Below are 19,882 nucleotides of genomic sequence, written 5' to 3' on the forward strand. Positions count from 1 at the left end.
GCATCACAATGACAAACAACACGCTGCGTTTCGCTGTCGCCATCGGCAGTCTGCTGCTGGCAGGTGCCGTCCAGGCCGAAAACAAGAAGCTGTATCTCTTCAACTGGACCCAGTACATGGATCCGGAAATCATCACCGCCTTCGAGGAGAAGTTCGGCGTCGAGGTAGTCGAGAACTACTACAACTCGCTACCGGAAATGCTGGCCAAGCTCAACGCGGGCGGCGTCTCCCAGTACGACATCATCGTGCCGTCCAACTATTACGTGCCGCGTCTGATCGAAACCGGCCTGGTGCAGAAGATCGACAAGGCCAAGGTCCCGAACCTGGCCAATGTCGCCGAGCAGTTCAGTGACCCGAATTTCGATCCGGGCGCCGAATATACCGCTCCCTATCAGTGGGGCGTGACGGGACTGGTCTACAACGCCAGCACCTTCAAAGAGGCGCCCAAGAGCTGGTCCTTGCTGTTTGATCCCGCCGTCAATGGCGATTACCCCTTCAGCCTGATGGGCGATGGTCAGGTCAGCATGGGGTCTGCCTGTGCCTATCTGGGGCACGGCTACGACTGCACCGACCTGGATGACTGGCGCGAAGCCGCCAGGCTACTGATCGAGACCAAGCACCGCGACAACTTCAGCGGCTTCTCCGATGGCACGCCGGCGCTTCAGCAGCTGGCGCGCAAGGTCACCCATGGCGCGTTGTCCTACAACGGCGACTACCTGTTCTATCTGGAGGAAAACCCGGAGTCCTTCGCTGACATCAAGTTCGTCATTCCTGACGAAGGTGCCGAGAAGTGGGTGGATTCGATGATGATTCCGGCCAAGGCACCGCACCCGGAGCTGGCGAACGCCTTCATCAACTTCATTCTGGATGCCAAGGTCGGCGCGCAGCTCTCCAACTACAACTACTACGCCAGCCCCAACGCCGCCGCGGCGCCGTATCTGGATGAGGTGCTGACTCAGCCACCGATTCAGCCCTCTGAGGATGACATGGCGCGCCTGCGTTTCTCACCGAGTCTCTCCGGCCAGCAACTGCAGGTATTTCAGCAGCTGTGGTCTGAGGTGCAGTCGCGCTGAACCGAGGGAGCTCTGATTGATGTCTGAGTCGAAGCCACGCATGGAGCATCACGATGACAACTGACACGCTGCGTTTCGCTGCGGCCATCGCCAGTCTGTTGCTGGCCGGTGGCGTCCAGGCCGAAGACAGGAAACTGTATCTCTTCAACTGGACCCAGTACATGGACCCGGAAATCATCACCGCCTTCGAGGAGAAGTTCGGCGTCGAGGTGGTCGAGAACTACTACAACTCGCAGCCGGAAATGGTCGCCAAGTTGAATGCCGGGGGTGTCTCCCAGTACGACATCATCGTGCCCTCCAGCTACTACGTACCGCGCCTGATCGAGATGGGCCTGGTGCAGAAGCTCGACAAGGACAAGGTGCCGAATCTGGCCAATCTCGCCGAGCAGTTCCGTGATCCGGTGCTGGGGGAGGGGCTCGACTATGCCGCGCCCTATCAGTGGGGTGTCACCGGGCTTGTCTACAACGCCAGCACCTTCAAGGAAGCGCCCAAGAGCTGGTCGATGGTGTTTGATCCGACCGTCAATGATGCCTGGCCGTTCGGCTTGATGACCGGTGGTCAGGTCAGCATGGGCATCGCCTGCGCCTACCTCGGCCATGGCTATGACTGCACGGATCTCGACGACTGGCGCGAGGCCGCCAGGTTGCTGATCGAGACCAAGCATCGCGGCAATTTCAGTGGCTTCTCCGACGGCACGCCCGCGCTTCAGCAGCTGGCGCGCAAGGTCACGCATGCCGGGCTGTCCTTCAATGGCGATTATGTATTCTACCGAGAGGAAAATCCGGACTCCTTCTCTGACATCAAGTTCGTCATCCCCGAAGAGGGCACCGAGAAGTGGGTGGATTCGATGATGATTCCCGCCAGGGCGCCACACCCGGAGCTGGCGAATGCCTTCATCAACTTCATTCTCGATGCCCGGGTCGGCGCGCAGCTCTCCAACTACAACTACTACGCCAGCCCCAATGCCGCGGCAGAGCCGTATCTGGATGAGGTGCTGACTCAGCCACCGATTCAGCCCTCCGAAGAGGACATGGCGCGACTGCGTTTCTCACCGAGTCTCTCTGGCGAGCAGCTGCAGATCTTCCAGCAGCTGTGGTCCGAGGTGAAGGCGCGCTGAGCGCTGGCAATCGGGTCTATCGAAGCAGGCTGCCGAGCGCGTGGCCTGCCCTGTAGCGTTCAAGGAAGGTGTCATGAAGTACGAACCCACTGGTCGCGAAGACGACGAAGCCGTGCTGCAGGAATGGTTCACGGCACATGGCATCACCGAGGTGGAATGTCTGGTCACCGACCTGACCGGCATTCTCAAGGGCAAGATCATGCCGGCGCGCAAGTACCTCAATGGTGGGCGACCGCGCCTGCCGGACTCCATCTTCATCCAGACCGTCACCGGCGGGTATCCGGATGATGAAGACAGCCGCTTCTGGAATCCGGCCGAGCAGGACATGCAGCTGATCCCGGATACCAGTGCCGTCTATCTGGTGCCATGGGCGGAAGACCCCACCGCGCAGATCATCCATGACTGCTATTACCTCAATGGTGATCCGGTGGAGCTGTCGCCGCGCTATGTGCTCAAGCGAGTGCTGGCACTGTATGCCGCACGCGGATGGAAGCCGGTGGTGGCCCCCGAAGCCGAGTTCTACCTCGTCAAGACCAACAAGGACTCCGACTATCCGCTGGAGCCGCCCATCGGGCGCAGCGGTCGTCAGGAGAGCAGCCGTCAGTCCTATTCCATCGATGCGGTCAATGAGTTCGATCCGCTCTTCGAGGAGATGTATGACTACTGCGAGGCCATGGGGCTGGATCTCGATACCCTGATCCATGAAGAGGGCGCCGGGCAGATGGAAGTCAATTTCGAGCATGGTGACCCGCTGGCGCTGGCCGATCAGGTCGTGATGTTCAAGCGCACGTTGCGCGAGATGGCATTGCGCCACGGCATGTACGGCACCTTCATGGCCAAGCCGATGGCCTATCAGCCGGGCAGCTCGATGCATATCCATCAGAGTCTGGTGGATGTCGCGACCGGCAGGAACCTGTTCGCGGATGATGAGGGGCGGGCCAGCACCCTGTTTCGCAACTTCATCGGCGGCTTGCAGACCTACATGCCGTCCGCGATGCCGTTCTTCGCGCCCAACGTCAATTCCTATCGCCGCCTGATGCGCAGCGAGACCAGTGGCTCCGCACCGATCAACGTGGAGTGGGGCTTTGACAACCGCACCGTCGGCTTGCGGGTGCCGGTGTCAGATGCCGAGGGGACGCGGGTCGAGAACCGTCTGGCCGGCGCCGACGCCAATCCCTATCTGGTGATGGCTGCCTCGCTGGCCTGCGGCTATCTGGGCATGATGGCGCAGATCGAGCCGCGTCCGCCGGCCGTGGGCTCTGCCTGGGAGGGCGGCAATTCCTTGCCGGACGATATCGGGCCGGCACTGAATGCGCTTCACTCCTGCAAGCCGTTGGCGGATATTCTCGGCGAGCGCTTCGTGAAGAGCTATCTGGCCGTCAAGCGCGCCGAGCATCGTGAGTACTTCCAGGTCATCAGCTCGTGGGAGCGGGAGCACCTGCTGCTGCGTGTCTAGCCCTTCGGGACATGTCCTGTGTGTCTAGCACTGTGTATCTCACCCTGCGGGGCATGCCCATGAGGGAGCCGAGAGGTCGTGACAGTCGTCACGGCCTTTCGGCGTTTCAGGTGGTGCACTCTGTGTTTGCAGGTCGCTACTTGTGGTGATTATTGCATGTCAAAGTTGGCGTGATTGGCTCGATGATCCGTGATATCGTGCTTTTATGTTGATTAAAATAACCACAAGGAAATTGTCATGAGTGCCTCTCTGCCCCTGGAACATGCTGCCTCCTGGTATGCCGCCTCAGCCAATGCCGTGCCCGAACGGCCCCCGCTAGCGGGAGATGTCAGCTGTGATGTCTGCGTCGTCGGGGCTGGCTTCACCGGCATCTCGGCGGCGCTGCACCTGGCCGAGCAGGGCCTCAAGGTGATGGTGCTGGAGGCCGCCCGCGTGGGTTACGGCGCATCCGGTCGCAATGGCGGGCAGATCGTCAACAGCTACAGCCGCGACATGGATGTGATCGAGGAGCGTTTCGGTGCCCAGACGGCGCGTGCGCTGGGCGACATGGCCTTTGAAGGCAACCGCATCATTCGTGAGCGTATCGCCGGTTATGGCATCGATTGTGACCTGCGCGAAGGCAATCTGTTTGCCGCCTGCAATGCGCGTCAGCTCAAGGGGCTCAAGGAGCACAAGGCGCTGTGGGAGCGCTATGGCAACACCAGCCTCGAATTGCTGGAAGGCGATGCCTACAAGCGTGAAGTGAGTGCCGAAGGCTATACGGGCGCGCTGGTCGATCACTCCGGTGGCCACATCCATCCGCTCAATCTGGTGTTGGGCGAAGCCGCAGCCTTCGAGTCACTGGGCGGCGTGATCTTCGAGCACAGCCCGCTGCTGAGTCTCGAGCATGGCAGCCCCGTCGTGCTCAAGACGGCTGGCGGCACCCTGCGGGCCGACCGCGTCGTGATGGCGGGCAACGCCTACCTCAATGGCGTGCTGCCGGAGCTTGAAGGCAAGTCGATGCCCTGTGGTACCCAGATCATCACCACCGAACCGCTGGCGGAGGATGTGGCGCGTAGTCTGCTGCCCAACAACATGGCGGTGGAAGACTGCAATTACCTGCTCGATTACTACCGCCTGACCCGTGACAACCGACTCATCTTCGGTGGCGGCGTCAACTATGGCGGCGAAGACCCCAGCAATATCGAAGCCTTGATTCGCCCCAAGATGCTCAAGGCCTTCCCGCAACTGGCCAACGTCAAGATCGACTACGCCTGGAGCGGTACCTTCCTGATGACGCTCAATCGTCTGCCTCAGTTCGGCGTGCTCAATGACAACGTTTACTACGCCCAGGGCTATTCCGGGCATGGCGTGACCTGCAGCCATCTGGCTGGGCGCTTGATCAGTGAGGTGATGACCGGCCGTGATGGCCGCTTTGATGCCTTCGCCGGCCTGCCGCACCTGCCGTTCCCCGGTGGCCGCATGCTGCGGGTGCCGCTGTCTGCCGTGGGTGCCTGGTACTACCAGACCCGCGACAAGCTCGGTATCTGATCAGCCTGTTCTCCAGAATGCCCCAAGCCGCCTTCCTTATCGGGAGGCGGCTTTTTCATGGGCTGGAAAGTACGCCTGACCTGGCCCGAAACGCACTGCGCCCCGCCTGTGAAGGCGGGGCGCAGTGCATGTCTTGCCGATTCATGGCGTGAGTGCTGGGTCAGCCGGCGATCCAGAACCCCATCAGCAGGAAGCCCAGCGTCGTGACCAGCGCACCGATCAAGGTGTAGGGCAGTTGCGTCAGCGCATGCTGCATCGGCTGGACCCCGCAACCCTGTGAGGACAATACCGAGGAGTCCGAGAAGAAGCAGGCGTGGCTACCGAAGCTGGAGGCTGACAGCAGGGCGCCGACGATCAGCGGCAGCGAGGCATCCATGTGCAGCGCGATGGGAATCACGATCGGGATCGAGATCACGAACACGCCCCAGGAGGAGCCGGTCGCGAAGACCACGACGGCCATGCTGACGAACACGATGGCCGGCAGGATCGCCGGAGTCAGGTAGGGTGTCAGGCTCTCGATCATGAAGGTGGTCATGCCGAGCTGGTCATTGACCTCGCGCAGCACGAACCCGACCGCCACGATGGCCAGGGGCAGCATCATGGTGCGAAAGCCGTCCATCACCGCGTCCATCAGCGAGGAAAACGACACCAGACGCTGGGCGAGATACAGCAGGATGGTGAACAGCGTAGCGACGATCACGCCCTTGAGCAGGTCGATCTCGAACCAGGCGCTTGCGCCGATCAGCACGGCCATTGGCAGCACGAAGTTCATCAGACCGATCCAGGGGCTGGACTGCGGCGCCTGGGCTTCCGGCAGGGGCTCCGGGGCGCCGTCAGGAATCGGCTGGCCGGCCTTGGCGCGTCGCTCGGCGGCCTTCATCGGGCCGATGTCCGGCATCAGGCCGATGGCGACCAGCATGGCCAGCGCCATCGCGATCCAGCCATACAGCATGTAGGGAATCGCCTGGATATAGAGCGACATGCCGCTTTCGGTGGCACCGCCTTCCTCGAGCAGTTGGGAGAAGTACACCGCCCAGGTCGAGAGGGGCACCAGAATGCAGATGGGCGCGGCAGTCGAGTCGACGATATAGGCCAGCTTCTCACGCGAGACCCCGAAGCGGTCCGTCAGGCGTTTCATCGCCGCCGGCGTCGCCAGGGCATTCAGATAGTCATCGATGAAGATGAGGATGCCAAGGATCACGGTGCCGATCAGCGACTGACGGCGTGTCTTGAGCAGGCGACCGATCATGTTGCTGAAACTCAGCGTGCAGCCGGACTTCTCCATCATGGCGATGAAGCCGCCCATCAGCCCACAGACCAGAATCAGCCAGGCGATGGTCTCGTTCATCATCACGCCCAGCGAGATATCGGCCAGCTCTCCGATGTAGTCGTCAGGCTGCAATATCAGCAGACCCGCGAGCGCGCCGATGGCCAGGGCTTCCAGGGTGCGATGGGTCGCGATGGCGACCACCAGGACGATCAGCGATGGCACGAGGCTGATCCAGCCGAACGGCGTGCCGGCCTCATGGGTAAAGGTGATGCCCAGCACCAGTGCCAGGATGACGCCGAACATGGCAATGCTGCGCCCCTTGCCACGGACTCTGACGGAGGGAGCGAAGGGGTGTGGGGACGCTGGGGGGACGGGAGAGACCTGATTCATGCCCGGGCCTCCCATGCAGCGAGGAAGTGCTCGGTGCTGACTTGGTCGGTACTGACTTGCTCGGTACTGAGTTGGTCAGCGCAGCAGCGCTCTGCGGGGAGCCGGTCTGCAAAGCCGTGGCCATGCAGTGAGTGACCAACGAAGTCGCGGGCAGCGACGGTTTTTATGATTGTCATGTCCTGAGCCCTGGAGTTGGTGGAGGGGTCGGTGTGGATCAGATGTTGCGCAGGTACCAGTCGTATTCCAGACGGCTGATGATCTGCATGGCCGCTTCACGCTCCGCGCGACGGCCAGCAATGAAGACGTTCAGGAAGCGCTCGCTGAAGGCGTGGGCCAATGCTTCACTCTCCTCCAGCAGCGTCAGCGCCTCGGGCCAGCTGTTGGTCAGGCTCGGCTCGAACTGGTCATAGGCATTGCCGGTGACCGGCTCGCCCGGCGAGACCTGATGCGTGATGCCGTGGATCACCGAGGCCAGCAAGGTGGCCAGCAGCAGGTAGGGATTGACGTCGGCCCCGGCGACGCGGTGCTCGAGACGACGTGCCTCGTTGGGGCCGGAGGGGATACGGATGGCGACCGAGCGATTGTCGAAGCCCCAGGTCGGCGCCATCGGCACGTACAGGCCCTGCTGGAAGCGGCGATAGGAATTCAGGTTGGGCGCAAACAGCGCCATCGAGGCGGGCATCAGTTCCAGCAGGCCGCCGATGGCGTGACGCAGGGTCTCGGTGCCCAGCGGATTCTCGTCCTGCGCGGCGAAGACATTGTTGCCGTGCTGGTCCACCAGGCTCATGTGCGCATGCATGCCGTTGCCGGCCTCGTCGCCATACGGCTTGGCCATGAAGGTGGCATCGAAGCCGTGGCGCAGGGCGACGCCCTTGATCAGACGCTTGAGCAGGACAGCGCTGTCACAGGCCTTCATGACATCGTCGAGATGGATCAGGTTGATCTCGAACTGGCCCGGCGCACATTCCTTGAGCGCGGTATCAAGCGGCAGCTGTTGGATGCGCGCGGCAGTCTGGATCTCGTCGAGGAAGTCGGCGTACTCATCCAGCTCGCCGATGGAATAGAGCTGGCTTTCGCTGGCGCGCTCGCCCGTCAGCGGGGAGCACGGCGGCTGCACCATGCCCAGGTCATCGCGCTCGCGATCGACCAGATAGAACTCCAGTTCCAGCGCGACGACCGCCGTCAGGCCCATGTCGGCAAGAATATCGACCTGTTTCTGTAGCTGATTGCGCGGGTCGGCAAAGAAGGGGCCATCCTTGTCATCACGCATGTTCATCAGCAGCTGCCCCTGCTTGCCGTTGCGCAGCCAGGGGGCTGCCATCAGGGTGCCGGGGATGGGGCGGCAGACCTGATCACTGTCACCGCTGCTGAGCCCCAGCCCGGTTTCCTCGATGGTGTTGCCGGCGATATCCAGTGCGAAGACGGAGCCTGGCAGGTTGATGCCATTCTCATAGGCCTTTTCCAGATTCTCGCGCGGGATTCGCTTGCCGCGCTGGATGCCGCTGATGTCACTGATCAGCAGATCGATGTTCTCGATTTCCGGATGACGGTCCAGAAATTCTCTGGCCTCATCGACGGGGAGGCTGTACATGGATATCACCTGTGGGCATGGGATGTTGTGGTTTATATATCGCCATCATGGCTATTGTTGTCAAATATTTTACAACACGTGACGATTTTTGTGGCTGGATGGCTTTGGTGTTATAGCGATAAATTCTTTTTAAACAGTTTGTTGTATGGATTTTTGTGAAATCGTCGTTTCGTCGGGTTGGCAAGGAAAGGCGTTCAGTCTATGTTGATTAAAACATACCAATCATCCAAGGCCTGCTTGTTCGCCTCAAAGGAGATCCCATGCCACCTCGTCCCCTGGTGGGCGTCATTGCCTGCCGTCGCACCGTAGAAGGTCATCCGGCGCATATGGTGACCGACAAGTACGTCAGCGCCCTGCGTGAATTCGGACTGGATCCGGTGGTCATTCCGGTCTGGGAGGATGTCGAGCCCGACGCCGCCAGCGCCCTGCTGGCACGCCTGGATGGTCTGCTGCTGACTGGCAGCTATTCCAACATGCACCCCTCACGCTACGGCGAGACCAGCGCGCCGGAGAATACCTATGAAGACCCGGCCCGCGACGCTGCGGTGCTCTGCTGGGTGCCGCTGGCGCTTGAGTTGCGACTGCCGCTGCTGGGGATCTGCCGCGGGTTTCAGGAGCTGAACGTTGCCTTCGGCGGCAGCTTGCACCAGGCGGTGCAGAAGGTGGCAGGCCTGATGGATCATCGTGAGCCCAAGGGCGATCTCGAGGCGCAGTTCGCGCCATCGCATGCCATCAGCATCTCGCCCGGCGGAGTGCTGGCAGGGCTTTACGCCGCGCCCGAGGCGCAGGTCAATTCCTTGCATCAGCAGGGGGTCGCCCGTCTTGGTGAGGGCCTGAATATCGAAGCGGTTGCCCCGGATGGGCTAATCGAGGCGGTCTCGGTCAGTGGTGCGGCGTCCTTCACGCTGGCGGTGCAGTGGCATCCGGAATGGAAGCCGCGTGAGCACGCCTTGTATCAGGCGATTCTGGAAGGCTTTGCCGCGGCCTGTCGTGACAAGGCCGAGGGTGGCACCTTGCCGACCTGTCACCCGACTCGCGAGGAGGCGTGAAGATGGCAATGAATGACGCTGGCGAACGCCTGAAGGCGCTGGATGCGCGCCACCACCTGCACCCCTTCACCGACTTCAAGCAGCTGGGCGAGCAGGGCAGTCGAATCATCACCGGTGCCAGCGGCGTCTATATCCATGACGCCGATGGCCAGCGGATTCTCGATGGCATGGCGGGGCTGTGGTGCGTGAACCTCGGCTATGACCAGCCGGAACTGGTCGCGGCGGCCAGCCAGCAGATGACGCAGCTGCCGTACTACAACACCTTCTTCAAGACCGCCCACCCGCCGGCGATCGAGCTGGCGGCCGAGCTGTGTCGTCTCGCGCCGGAGCATATCAATCATGTCTTCTTCACCGGTTCCGGTTCTGAAGCCAATGACAGCATGCTGCGCATGGTACGGCGGTTCTGGGCGCTCAAGGGCCAGCCGGAAAAGCAATGGATCATCGCGCGCGAGAATGGCTATCACGGCTCGACCGTCGCGGGCATGAGCCTGGGTGGCATGGCCCCCATGCATGGTCAGGGTGGCCCCTGTGTGCCCGGCATCACGCATATTCGCCAGCCCTACTGGTTCGCGGAAGGGCGTGGAAAGGGGAGTGAAAGCCCGGAATCTGAACCACACAGTCGAGACGATTTCGGGCGACTGTGTGCCGAGGCGCTGGATGCGCGCATTCAGGAACTGGGCCCGGACAATGTGGCCGCCTTCCTGGCGGAGCCCGTGCAGGGTGCCGGCGGTGCGATCATGCCGCCTGACAGCTACTGGCCTGCCATCAAGGCCGTGCTGGCGAAATATGACATCCTGCTGGTGGTGGATGAGGTCATCTGCGGCTTCGGTCGCCTCGGTGAATGGTTCGGCAGTCAGCATTACGACCTGAAGCCCGATCTGATGCCCATCGCCAAGGGGTTGTCCTCCGGTTACCTGCCGATCGGTGGTGTGCTGGTCGGCGATAGGGTCGCCGATACGCTGATCGAAGAGGGCGGCGAGTTCTTCCATGGCTTCACCTATTCCGGACACCCGGTGTGTGCCGCCGTGGCGCTCAAGACCCTCGAGATCATGCAGCGCGAGGATATCGTCACCCGGGTGCGTGACGACCTGGGGCCGTATCTCGCCAGTCGCTGGGCCACGCTTGCAGACCACCCGCTGGTCGGCGAGGCGCGTTCGCTTGGCCTGATGGGGGCGCTGGAGCTGGTGGCCGACAAGGCCAGTGGCGAGCGTTTCGATTCTTCCCGGGCCGTCGGCAACCTGTGTCGTGATATCTGTTTCGAGACGGGACTGGTGATGCGCTCGGTGGGCGACACCATGATCATCTCGCCGCCGCTGGTGATCACGCATGAGCAGATCGATGCGCTGGTCAGTCTGGCGCGCGCGGCACTGGATGAAACGGCGCGCCAGCTGGCGAGTCACGCCGCCACTTGCTCTTCCGCTGCGCTGAAGGCCACTTCGCCCTCGTCCTCGCTGCCTTCTTCACTCTTCTCTGCTCCATCCTCTGAACCTTCCTCTTCCCTGACCTCGGAATCCTGATCATGAGCCGTCCTCAGACATTGGCCGAATGGCAGGCGCTGGCCGCTCGCCTGACCCCGCAGTTGCAAGGCAATGCCTTCATCAATGACGAATTCGTGCCGGCGGTCAGCGGCGAGACCTTCGAGAGCCTCAACCCGGCCACCGGTGAGCGGCTGGCGATGGTCGCCAGCTGTGACAGCGTCGATGCCGAGATCGCCATTCGCCATGCGCGTGCCGCCTTCAAGAGCGGTGTCTGGTCGCGCATGGCCCCGACCCGGCGCAAACAGGTGTTGCTCAGACTCGCCGAGCTGATGGAAGCCCATCAGGATGAGCTGGCGTTGCTGGATAGCCTCGACATGGGCAAGCCGGTCACCAGCGCGCTGAACGACATGGCCGGGGCGATCGGCTCGATCCGCCACCAGGCCGAGTCCATCGACAAGCTTTACGGTGAGGTCGCCCCGACCGGTCAGCAGGCGCTGGGCATGGTGCTGCGCGAACCGCTGGGCGTGGTGGCCTCCATCGTGCCGTGGAACTTCCCGCTGATGATGACGGCGTGGAAGATCGCCCCGGCGCTGGCGGCGGGCAACAGCGTCATCCTCAAACCGTCGGAGAAGTCACCGCTGTCGGCGCTGCGTCTGGCGCAGCTGGCGCGTGAGGCTGGTATCCCGAGCGGCGTCTTCCAGGTGCTGCCGGGCTTCGGGCATACCGTCGGGCGTGCGCTGGCGCTGTCGATGGACGTCGAGTGCCTGGCCTTCACCGGCTCCACCGCCGTCGGCAAGCAATTGATGCAGTATGCCGGGCAGTCGAATCTGAAGCGGGTGTTCCTGGAGTGTGGCGGCAAGAGTCCCAATATCGTCTTCGCCGATTGCGCCAATCTGGATCGCGTCGCCGAAAGTGCCGCTGCCGCCATCTTCTACAACCAGGGTGAGGTCTGTATCGCGGGTTCCCGTCTGCTGGTGGAGAACTCGATCCGCGATGCCTTCGTCGCCAAGGTAGTGGCGGCTGCCGAACGCATGCAGCCGGGCGACCCGCTGGACCCGGCAAGCTTCATGGGCGCGATGGTCGACAGCACCCAATATGAGCGCGTGATGGGCTATATCCGTCAGGGTGTCGAGGAGGGCGCGGCACTGCGCGCCGGCGGTGAGGAGGTCGAAGGGCCCGGACTCTTCATTCGTCCGGTGGTCTTCGATGGCGTCACGCCACAGATGGCGATCGGCTGCGAGGAAATCTTCGGCCCGGTGCTGTCCGTGTTCGGCTTCGAGACCGAAGACGAAGCGCTGGCGTTGGCCAATGACAGTGACTTCGGGTTGGCGGCAGGGGTGTGGAGTCAGGACATCGATCGCATCATGCGCGTGACGCATCGCCTCGAATCCGGTCAGGTCTTCGTCAACAACTGGGCGGGGGGCGATCAGACCATGCCCTTCGGTGGGGTGAAGCAGTCCGGCAACGGCCGTGACAAGTCACATCACTCGCTGGCGGAATACACCCAGCTCAAGAGTGTCTGGATCGAGCTGAGCTGAACCGGGATGAGCTGAACTGAAATGAAATGAGCTGTGTAGGTCCCCATGAACTCAGGGGCTTGCGAAGAACGAAGAGGCCACGCGATTGCGTGGCCTCTTTTTCTTGCCTTCGTCGCAAGGGCTAGAACATCCGCGCCGGCGTCGCGCAGCTGACCAGGCGACACTCGACATCACCGATGTTGCGGAAGCGATGCGGCACGTTGGTATCGAAGTAGTAGGCGTCGCCCGCCTTCAATACCCGCGTGTCGCCACCGATGGTGATCTCTATCTCGCCCTCGATGACCACGCCCGCTTCCTCACCCTGATGGGTGATCATCTCGCGGCCGGTGTCAGTGACGGGCGGGTAGGTCTCGATCATGAACGACAGGGCGCGGTCATGCCGCTTGGCGCCCACCAGCTTGAAGATGACATCGCCGCTGCCGACGTTGATCAGCTCCTCCTCGCTGTAGAACACCTTGGCGGTGTTCTCGAGCTCCATGGTGAAGAAGTCGCCGACACTCATGGGAATGGCGGCGAGAATCTTCGACAGTGAACTCACCGACGGGCTGACCTTGCCCTGTTCGATCAGTGACAGGCTCGAGTGTGTCACACCGCAGCGCTTGGCCAGCTCGCGTTGCGAGATGCCACGCAAGGTACGCAATGCCCGCAGGCGGGCACCGACATCATCTGCCATCAGAACATCCTTCATGTCGCGACGAGTTGAGGAGAGGGGCAAGCCCTTCCAGACCGACGACGGCCAGCCACGGAGCTCCGCAACTGGCCGTCGTTCACGTGCTGGTGGTCGAGATCAGGGGCATCGGCATCAGAGCCGGCGCTGTCCTGATCATCGACAACGCGATCAGCTGAGGCTATCCAGCTTGTCCTTCAGCACCTTGTTGACCTGTTGCGGATTGGCGGTGCCGCGCGAGGCCTTCATCACCTGACCGACGAAGAAGCCGATCATCTTGCCACGCTTGTCCGGTTCGGCTTCCTGATACTGGGTCACCTGGGCCGGGTTGTCGGCGATCACCTGATCGACCACGGCTTCGATGGCACCGGTGTCGGTGACCTGCTTGAGGCCGCGCGACTCGATGATCTCGTCGGCGCTCTTGCCTTCGCCATCCCACAGTGCGGCGAACACCTGCTTGGCGGCCTTGCCGTTGATGGTCTCATCGACGATGCGCTTGATCAGGCCACCCAGCTGGGCCGCGGAGACCGGGCTGACGGTGATGTCGAGGTTTTCCTTGTTGAGACGACCGGCCAGCTCGCCTTGCACCCAGTTGGCGGCCTGCTTGGCGTCGCCGCAGACATCCTTCACTTCCTCGAAGAAGTCGGCCATCTCGCGGCTGGCGGACAGCACGCTGGCGTCATAGGCGGACAGGCCCAGTTCGCTTTCGAAGCGCGCGCGTTTCTCGGCCGGCAGTTCCGGCAGGGTCTGGCGCAGGTGTTCGATGTAGGCCTCGTCCACTTCCACCGGCAGCAGGTCCGGGCACGGGAAGTAGCGGTAATCGTTGGCTTCTTCCTTGGTGCGCATGCTGCGCGTCTCGTCAGCGTCCGGATCATACAGGCGGGTTTCCTGCACGACCTTGCCGCCGTCCTCGATCAGCTCGATCTGACGCTCCACCTCGAAGTGGATGGCGCGCTCGATGAAGCGGAAGGAGTTGACGTTCTTGATCTCCGCGCGGGTGCCGAAGGCTTCCTGGCCCTTGGGGCGCACCGAGACGTTGACGTCGCAACGCAGGGAACCTTCGGCCATGTTGCCGTCGGAGATGCCCAGGTAGGTGACGATGGCGTGGATCGCCTTCACGTAGGCCACCGCTTCCTTGGCGGAACGCATGTCCGGCTCGGAGACGATTTCCAGCAGTGGTGTGCCGGCGCGGTTGAGGTCGATGCCGGTCATGCCCTGGAAGTCTTCATGCAGCGACTTGCCGGCATCTTCCTCGAGGTGGGCATGGTGGATGCGGATCGACTTGCGCGTGCCATCTTCCAGAAGGATCTCGAGCACGCCAGGACCGACGATGGGCTGATCCATCTGGCTGGTCTGGTAGCCCTTGGGCAGATCCGGGTAGAAGTAGTTCTTGCGCTCGAACACCGAACGACCGGCAACGGCGGCATCGACGGCGAGGCCGAAGCGCACGGCCATGGCCACGGCCTGCTCGTTGAGCACCGGCAGGGTGCCCGGCAGGCCGAGGTCCACGGCGCTGGCCTGGGTGTTGGGCTCGGCACCGTAGGTGGTGGAAGAGCCGGAGAAGATCTTTGACTGGGTGGCGAGCTGAGCGTGAACCTCAAGCCCGATTACGACTTCCCATTGCATCAGGCTTGCTCCTGTCCGAATTCCGGGCGCTGGCGGTGCCAGTCGGTGATTTGCTGGAACTGGTGCGCGACGCCCAGCAGGGTCTGCTCACCGAAGTGCGGGCCGAGGATCTGCAGACCCACCGGACGCTTGCCTGCCAGGCCGGCCGGCACGCTGATGCCCGGAATGCCCGCCAGGTTGATGGCGATGGTGTAGAGATCCTGCAGGTACATGGACAGCGGGTCCTTGTGCGCGCCGAGATCGAACGCCGGGGTCGGTGCCGCCGGGCCCATCAGTACATCGACCTGGTCGAAGGCATCGAGGAAGTCCTGACGGATCAGGCGACGCACCTTCTGGGCCTTGATGTAGTAGGCATCGAAGAAGCCTTCGGACAGGGTGTGCGTGCCGATGATGATGCGACGCTTCACCTCGTCGCCGAAGCCTTCCTCGCGCGTGCGCTTGTAAAGGTCTTCCAGGTCCTGCGGGTCCTTGCAGCGATGGCCGAAACGCACGCCGTCGTAACGCGACAGGTTGGAGGAGGCCTCGGCCGGCGCGATCACGTAGTAGGTCGGGATGGCCAGGTGGGTATGCGGCAGCGAGATTTCCTGCACGCTGGCACCGGCATCCTCGAAGACCTTGATCGCGGCACGCACGGAAGCTTCGACTTCCTCGGACAGGCCTTCGCCGAAGTATTCCTTCGGCAGGCCGATCTTCAGGCCCTTGAGGTTGTAGTCCAGCCCTTCGACGTAATCCGGCACGCCACGCACCACGCTGGTGGAGTCGCGCGGGTCGGCGCCGGCGATCACGTTCATCAGGCGCGCGCAGTCTTCGGCGGAGCGGGCCATCGGACCGCCCTGATCGAGACTGGAGGCGTAGGCGATCATGCCGTAGCGCGAGACGCGACCATAGGTCGGCTTGAGGCCGGTGATGCCACAGAAGGCGGCCGGCTGGCGGATGGAACCGCCGGTGTCGGTGCCCAGGGCGGCCGGCGCAAGGCCAGCGGCGACGGCGGCGGCACTGCCACCGGAGCTGCCACCCGGCACGGCGGACAGGTCCCACGGGTTCTTGACGGCGCCGTAGTGGCTGTTCTCGTTCGAGGAGCCCATCGCGAACTCATCGAGGTTGGTCTTGCCGAGAATCACCACGCCTTCGGCCTTGAGCTTCTCGATCACGGTGGCGTCGTAGGGCGCGACGAAGTTGTCGAGCATCTTCGAGCCGCAGCTGGTGCGCACACCTTCGGTGCAGAAGATGTCCTTGATGGCCATCGGCACGCCGGTCAGCGCGGCGGCATTGCCAGCGGCACGGCGCGCATCGGCGGCATCCGCATCACGCAGCGCGTCTTCGCGGCACAGGGTGATGTAGCTGTTGAGCTCGCCGTCGAGGCGTTCGATACGGGCCAGGAAGGCTTCCGTCAGCTCGCGGCTGGTGTATTCGCCGGCCTCCAGGCCTTGCGCCAGCTCACTGAGCGTCTTGTCATGTAGTGCAATGGACGATGACATGTTCGATTCCATCAGTGCAGACGATGCGCCGGGCATCGTCCGCAGAAATTCCGGGGCGGACGGGGCGTGCCGCGTGACGTGGTATCCGATGGCAGCCGGTCACGATGCGTGAGCGACCTGCCAGGCGAGATCACTCGACGACGCGCGGAACCAGATACAGACCCTGCTCTGTGGCCGGGGCCACCTGCTGAAAACGCTCGCGCTGATTCGATTCGGTGACTTCGTCCGCGCGCAGGCGTTGCGTGGCTTCCAGCGGGTGTGCCAGCGGTGCGACGCCGTCGGTATCGACCTGTTGCAGCTGGTCGACCATGGCGAGAATCCGGTCGAGATCCTCGACGTAGGCTTCGGCATCCTGCGAGGCAAGACCCAGGCGTGCGAGGTGAGCGGCACGCAGCACATCTGAATGTTCAAGGGCCATTGAAGTTTCCCTGTCTTGGCTTCGAGAGGCTTGAGGGGACGGCAGGAGTCGGAGACGACCACGCGGAATCGGACTGGCGCTACGTGCGCGAAAAGCCGAATTCGAAAATTGTGGTGTCCCGGCAAACCCGATGCCCGTTACCCTGTAAAACAGCGCGCTTTGCAGCGATGGAGCAATCTGTCGCCGAATGCGCCGTTACAGTGTGATTCGGCGTGAAATGTACCACATCTGCGTCCCTCTGGCAGGCGTGTCAGCTTGCCGCCATGGGGTGGCAATGGTACCGTTCGCGTCTGCACAGGGTTCCGGTCTGGACTAGGTGATCAACTTCCATGTTTAAACGTTTACGTGGGCTGTTCTCGAGCGATCTGTCGATCGATCTGGGTACTGCCAACACGCTTATTTATGTGCGCGGTCGCGGTATCGTGCTCGACGAGCCCTCAGTCGTGGCCATTCGCCAGTCCGGGAATGCCCGCAGTGTGGCGGCCGTCGGTGCCGATGCCAAGCGCATGCTGGGGCGTACCCCCGGCAATATCACGGCCATCCGTCCGATGAAGGACGGCGTCATCGCCGACTTCACCGTTACCGAACAGATGCTCCAGCATTTCATCCGCAAGGTGCATCAGAGCACCTTCCTGACACCCAGCCCTCGTGTGCTGGTGTGTGTGCCGTGCATGTCGACCCAGGTCGAGCGTCGCGCCATCAAGGAATCGGCCGAAGGGGCCGGCGCGCGTGAGGTCTACCTGATCGAGGAGCCGATGGCTGCCGCGATCGGTGCGGGCCTGCCGGTGGAAGAGGCGATGGGCTCCATGGTGGTCGATATCGGTGGTGGTACCACTGAAATCGCCATCATCTCGCTCAACGGCGTGGTCTATTCCGAATCCGTGCGTATCGGCGGTGACCGCTTCGACGAAGCCATCACCTCCTATGTGCGTCGCCATTACGGCAGCCTGATCGGTGAGGCGACGGCCGAGCGCATCAAGGAAGAGATCGGTTGTGCCTACCCGGGTGGCGAGCTGCGCGAGATCGACGTGCGCGGCCGCAACCTGGCCGAGGGCATTCCGCGTTCCTTCACGCTCAACTCCCACGAGATCCTCGATGCGCTGCAGGAACCGCTGGCGGCCATCGTCTCGGTGGTCAAGAGCGCGCTCGAGCAGTCTCCGCCGGAGCTGGCCTCCGACATCGCCGAGCGCGGCCTGGTGCTGACCGGTGGTGGTGCGCTGCTGCGTGACATCGACAAGCTGATCGCGGAAGAGACGGGCCTGCCGGTGATCATCGCCGAAGACCCGCTGACCTGCGTGGCGCGTGGCGGTGGCAAGGCGCTGGAAATGATCGATCAGCACACCTTCGAGCTGCTGTCGAGCGATTGACCTCGTCCGGGGCCGGGCATGCTGTGTGCTGTACGGCTGGTCCCGGCCTGTCGGAGGAAGTGCTATCAAACCCCTGTTCACGCGTGGCCCCGTGCCCGGCTACCGCATGCTGTTGTGCGCGGTGCTGTCACTCGCGCTGATGTTTGCCGAAGATCGCTTCAGCTGGATGGTCGATGTGCGCGCCAGCATGGCGACGCTGGTATCGCCCGTGCAGTGGGTCGTCAGCTTGCCGACGGAAGGCATCAGCTGGGGCGCGCTGGTGTTTGCCGACCAGCAGGAGCTGGCCGACGAGAATCGCGCGCTGCGCGAACAGCTGCTCAATCTGTCCAGCCGTGTGCAACGCATGGCGAGCCTGACCTCCGAGAATACGCGCCTGCGCGAATTGCTCAATGCCGGGCAGCGTAGCGACATCCCCTATATCACCTCCCAGTTGCTGACCCTCGATGCTGACCCGTTCTCCCACCGCATGGTGGTGGACCGCGGCGAGCAGGATGGCGTGCGCATCGGCTTGCCGGTACTCGATGCCTATGGCCTCGTCGGGCAGGTCATCTCCACCTCGGCCTACAACAGTCGCGTGCTGATGATCAGTGATGCCAGTCACGCCGTGCCGGTGGAGATCAATCGCAATGGCCTGCGCTTCATCGCCCAGGGCAGCGGCAAGATCGATCAGGTCGATGTGCTGCATGTGCCGGATACCGCCGACATTCGTGTCGGTGATCTGCTGGTGACTTCCGGACTGGCACTGCGCTTTCCGCGCGGCTTGCCGGTGGCACGTGTCACCGAGGTCTATCATGATCCCGGCAAGCCGTTTGCCCGCGTGAGTGCCGAGCCCATCGCGCAGCTGGAGCGTTCGCGCAACTTCCTGATCCAGATGCCGCCACCGGTGGATACCGACAACCTGTATGTCGATGACAGTCTCGATGAGTTGCCGCGTGACAACCTGGCGGCGCCCAGGCCCGAGGGTGACGACGCCGCACAAGGCTCCGCCGAGGATACGGCAGATGCTCAGGCACCCACCGATGCTGCCGGGGAGAACAACTGATGGCCTTTCGTCCCCAGACCACCTTGCTGTGCTGGTTCTCGCTGCTGCTGGCGCTGTGCCTGCAGGTCATGCCATTGCCGGATGTATGGCTGATCTGGCGGCCCCAGTGGCTGGGCCTGATGCTGGTCTACTGGTGCATCGTCTCGCCGCAGAGTGTCGGAGTCTTCCACGGCTTCCTGTTCGGGCTGGCGCTGGATGTCCTGCAGGGCGCACCGCTGGGGCACAACGCCCTGGTGCTGTCGTTGACGGCCTTCATGGGCGTGCTGCTCTATCAGCGCATTCGCGCCTATTCACTGCTGCAGCAGGCGTTGCTGGTGATCGTGGTGCTGGGCATCGCGCAGTTGCTGGATCAATGGCTGCGCAGTCTGTTCGGTGCCGGCCCCGTCAGCCTGTCGTTCCTGCTCTCGGCGGTCATCGGTGGCGCACTGTGGCCGTGGCTCTATACCCTGCTGCAGATGCTGCGTCGGCGGGTCGCGGCCTGAGTGCCACTGACACGTCGATAGCGCTTCTTGTCAGCTTCCAAAAGCCGCCTACGGGCGGCTTTCTGGTACTTGTCAGTCATGTTTCTCTTCACGAGGTCTTCCATGTCATCCACTTCAAGGTCATCCACTTCCAGGCCATCCACACCTGATACCGAAAGCCCCACTTCCTCACTCTTTGCGAACTCTGACACCGCGGGGCAGCGCACAGTGATGTCTCAGGGCATTGTTCAACAGGGCGTTGTTCAACAGGGCGTTGCTCAACAGGGCGCTGCTCATGCGGAATTGATTCTGGCCTCGGGGTCGCCGCGT

Annotated in this window: 17 protein-coding genes; 11 read left to right on the plus strand and 6 right to left on the minus strand. The window is 62.6% G+C overall.

The window, feature by feature from the left end:
• Nucleotides 1–8: 8 nt before the first annotated feature.
• The 4 genes from AC4FAH_RS01480 to AC4FAH_RS01495 all read left to right on the plus strand — a co-directional run bounded on the left by AC4FAH_RS01480 (nucleotide 9) and on the right by AC4FAH_RS01495 (nucleotide 5,177).
• Nucleotides 9–1,073, plus strand: coding sequence for an ABC transporter substrate-binding protein (locus AC4FAH_RS01480; protein WP_286988655.1), 1,065 nt, complete (start codon nucleotides 9–11; stop codon nucleotides 1,071–1,073).
• A 53-nt stretch (nucleotides 1,074–1,126) separates the two neighbouring features.
• A complete protein-coding gene (locus AC4FAH_RS01485) occupies nucleotides 1,127–2,191 on the plus strand; it encodes an ABC transporter substrate-binding protein (protein ID WP_153635159.1) in 1,065 nt (354 codons plus the stop codon).
• Nucleotides 2,192–2,264: 73 nt separating this feature from the next.
• The gene (locus AC4FAH_RS01490) at nucleotides 2,265–3,647 is read left to right on the plus strand and encodes a glutamine synthetase family protein (RefSeq protein WP_286988657.1); all 1,383 of its coding nucleotides are present in this window, start codon (nucleotides 2,265–2,267) and stop codon (nucleotides 3,645–3,647) included.
• 237 nt (nucleotides 3,648–3,884) lie between these two features.
• Nucleotides 3,885–5,177 carry an NAD(P)/FAD-dependent oxidoreductase gene (locus tag AC4FAH_RS01495; RefSeq protein WP_131431357.1) on the plus strand — a complete coding sequence of 431 codons (1,293 nt, stop codon included), beginning with the start codon at nucleotides 3,885–3,887 and terminating at the stop codon, nucleotides 5,175–5,177.
• 160 nt (nucleotides 5,178–5,337) lie between these two features.
• On the opposite strand, the gene AC4FAH_RS01500 is transcribed toward AC4FAH_RS01495, so the two are convergent.
• Nucleotides 5,338–6,750, minus strand: a complete 1,413-nt coding sequence (locus AC4FAH_RS01500; RefSeq protein ID WP_286988659.1) for a Na+/H+ antiporter NhaC family protein — start codon at nucleotides 6,748–6,750, stop codon at nucleotides 5,338–5,340.
• A gap of 301 nt (nucleotides 6,751–7,051) precedes the next feature.
• Nucleotides 7,052–8,428: a glutamine synthetase family protein gene (locus AC4FAH_RS01505; protein ID WP_153635161.1), complete on the minus strand. Its 1,377-nt coding sequence runs from the start codon at nucleotides 8,426–8,428 to the stop codon at nucleotides 7,052–7,054.
• Between the two features lie 260 nt (nucleotides 8,429–8,688).
• Here AC4FAH_RS01505 and AC4FAH_RS01510 point away from each other — a divergent pair, with 260 nt between their 5' ends.
• Genes AC4FAH_RS01510 through AC4FAH_RS01520 form a run of 3 tightly spaced genes read left to right on the plus strand, consistent with a single transcriptional unit; the run spans nucleotide 8,689 to nucleotide 12,493 of the window.
• The gene (locus AC4FAH_RS01510) at nucleotides 8,689–9,477 is read left to right on the plus strand and encodes a gamma-glutamyl-gamma-aminobutyrate hydrolase family protein (protein WP_225347595.1); all 789 of its coding nucleotides are present in this window, start codon (nucleotides 8,689–8,691) and stop codon (nucleotides 9,475–9,477) included.
• A gap of 2 nt (nucleotides 9,478–9,479) precedes the next feature.
• A complete protein-coding gene (locus AC4FAH_RS01515; RefSeq protein WP_286988660.1) occupies nucleotides 9,480–10,994 on the plus strand; it encodes an aspartate aminotransferase family protein in 1,515 nt (504 codons plus the stop codon).
• 2 nt (nucleotides 10,995–10,996) lie between these two features.
• Nucleotides 10,997–12,493 carry an aldehyde dehydrogenase gene (locus AC4FAH_RS01520; RefSeq protein WP_287020108.1) on the plus strand — a complete coding sequence of 499 codons (1,497 nt, stop codon included), beginning with the start codon at nucleotides 10,997–10,999 and terminating at the stop codon, nucleotides 12,491–12,493.
• 121 nt (nucleotides 12,494–12,614) lie between these two features.
• Here the strand turns inward: AC4FAH_RS01520 and AC4FAH_RS01525 are convergent, their stop codons facing one another.
• From AC4FAH_RS01525 to gatC, 4 genes are all read right to left on the minus strand, one after another.
• Complete coding sequence (locus AC4FAH_RS01525; RefSeq protein WP_286988664.1) at nucleotides 12,615–13,166, minus strand: cupin domain-containing protein; 552 nt, start codon at nucleotides 13,164–13,166, stop codon at nucleotides 12,615–12,617.
• Nucleotides 13,167–13,331: 165 nt separating this feature from the next.
• Nucleotides 13,332–14,786, minus strand: coding sequence for an Asp-tRNA(Asn)/Glu-tRNA(Gln) amidotransferase subunit GatB (gatB, locus tag AC4FAH_RS01530; RefSeq protein WP_043332582.1), 1,455 nt, complete (start codon nucleotides 14,784–14,786; stop codon nucleotides 13,332–13,334).
• The gene (gene gatA, locus AC4FAH_RS01535; RefSeq protein ID WP_153635165.1) at nucleotides 14,786–16,264 is read right to left on the minus strand and encodes an Asp-tRNA(Asn)/Glu-tRNA(Gln) amidotransferase subunit GatA; all 1,479 of its coding nucleotides are present in this window, start codon (nucleotides 16,262–16,264) and stop codon (nucleotides 14,786–14,788) included. Before gatA ends, gatB begins: the two co-directional genes overlap by 1 nt.
• Nucleotides 16,265–16,394: 130 nt before the next feature.
• Entirely contained in the window at nucleotides 16,395–16,682 is a 288-nt protein-coding gene (gatC, locus tag AC4FAH_RS01540) for an Asp-tRNA(Asn)/Glu-tRNA(Gln) amidotransferase subunit GatC (protein WP_054555110.1), read from the minus strand.
• Nucleotides 16,683–17,011: 329 nt separating this feature from the next.
• Between gatC and AC4FAH_RS01545 the strand changes: the two genes are divergently transcribed.
• The 4 genes from AC4FAH_RS01545 to AC4FAH_RS01560 form a co-directional block, all read left to right on the plus strand.
• Nucleotides 17,012–18,049, plus strand: a complete 1,038-nt coding sequence (locus AC4FAH_RS01545) for a rod shape-determining protein (RefSeq protein WP_043332576.1) — start codon at nucleotides 17,012–17,014, stop codon at nucleotides 18,047–18,049.
• A gap of 64 nt (nucleotides 18,050–18,113) precedes the next feature.
• Nucleotides 18,114–19,091: a rod shape-determining protein MreC gene (gene mreC / locus AC4FAH_RS01550; protein ID WP_287020139.1), complete on the plus strand. Its 978-nt coding sequence runs from the start codon at nucleotides 18,114–18,116 to the stop codon at nucleotides 19,089–19,091.
• A complete protein-coding gene (mreD, locus tag AC4FAH_RS01555; protein WP_043332574.1) occupies nucleotides 19,091–19,573 on the plus strand; it encodes a rod shape-determining protein MreD in 483 nt (160 codons plus the stop codon). The genes mreC and mreD overlap by 1 nt, the downstream gene beginning before the upstream one ends.
• A gap of 102 nt (nucleotides 19,574–19,675) precedes the next feature.
• Nucleotides 19,676–19,882, plus strand: a 207-nt coding sequence (locus AC4FAH_RS01560) for a hypothetical protein (RefSeq protein WP_490245575.1), incomplete at its 3' end; no start/stop codon positions are given.

Source organism: Cobetia sp., assembly GCF_983723665.1.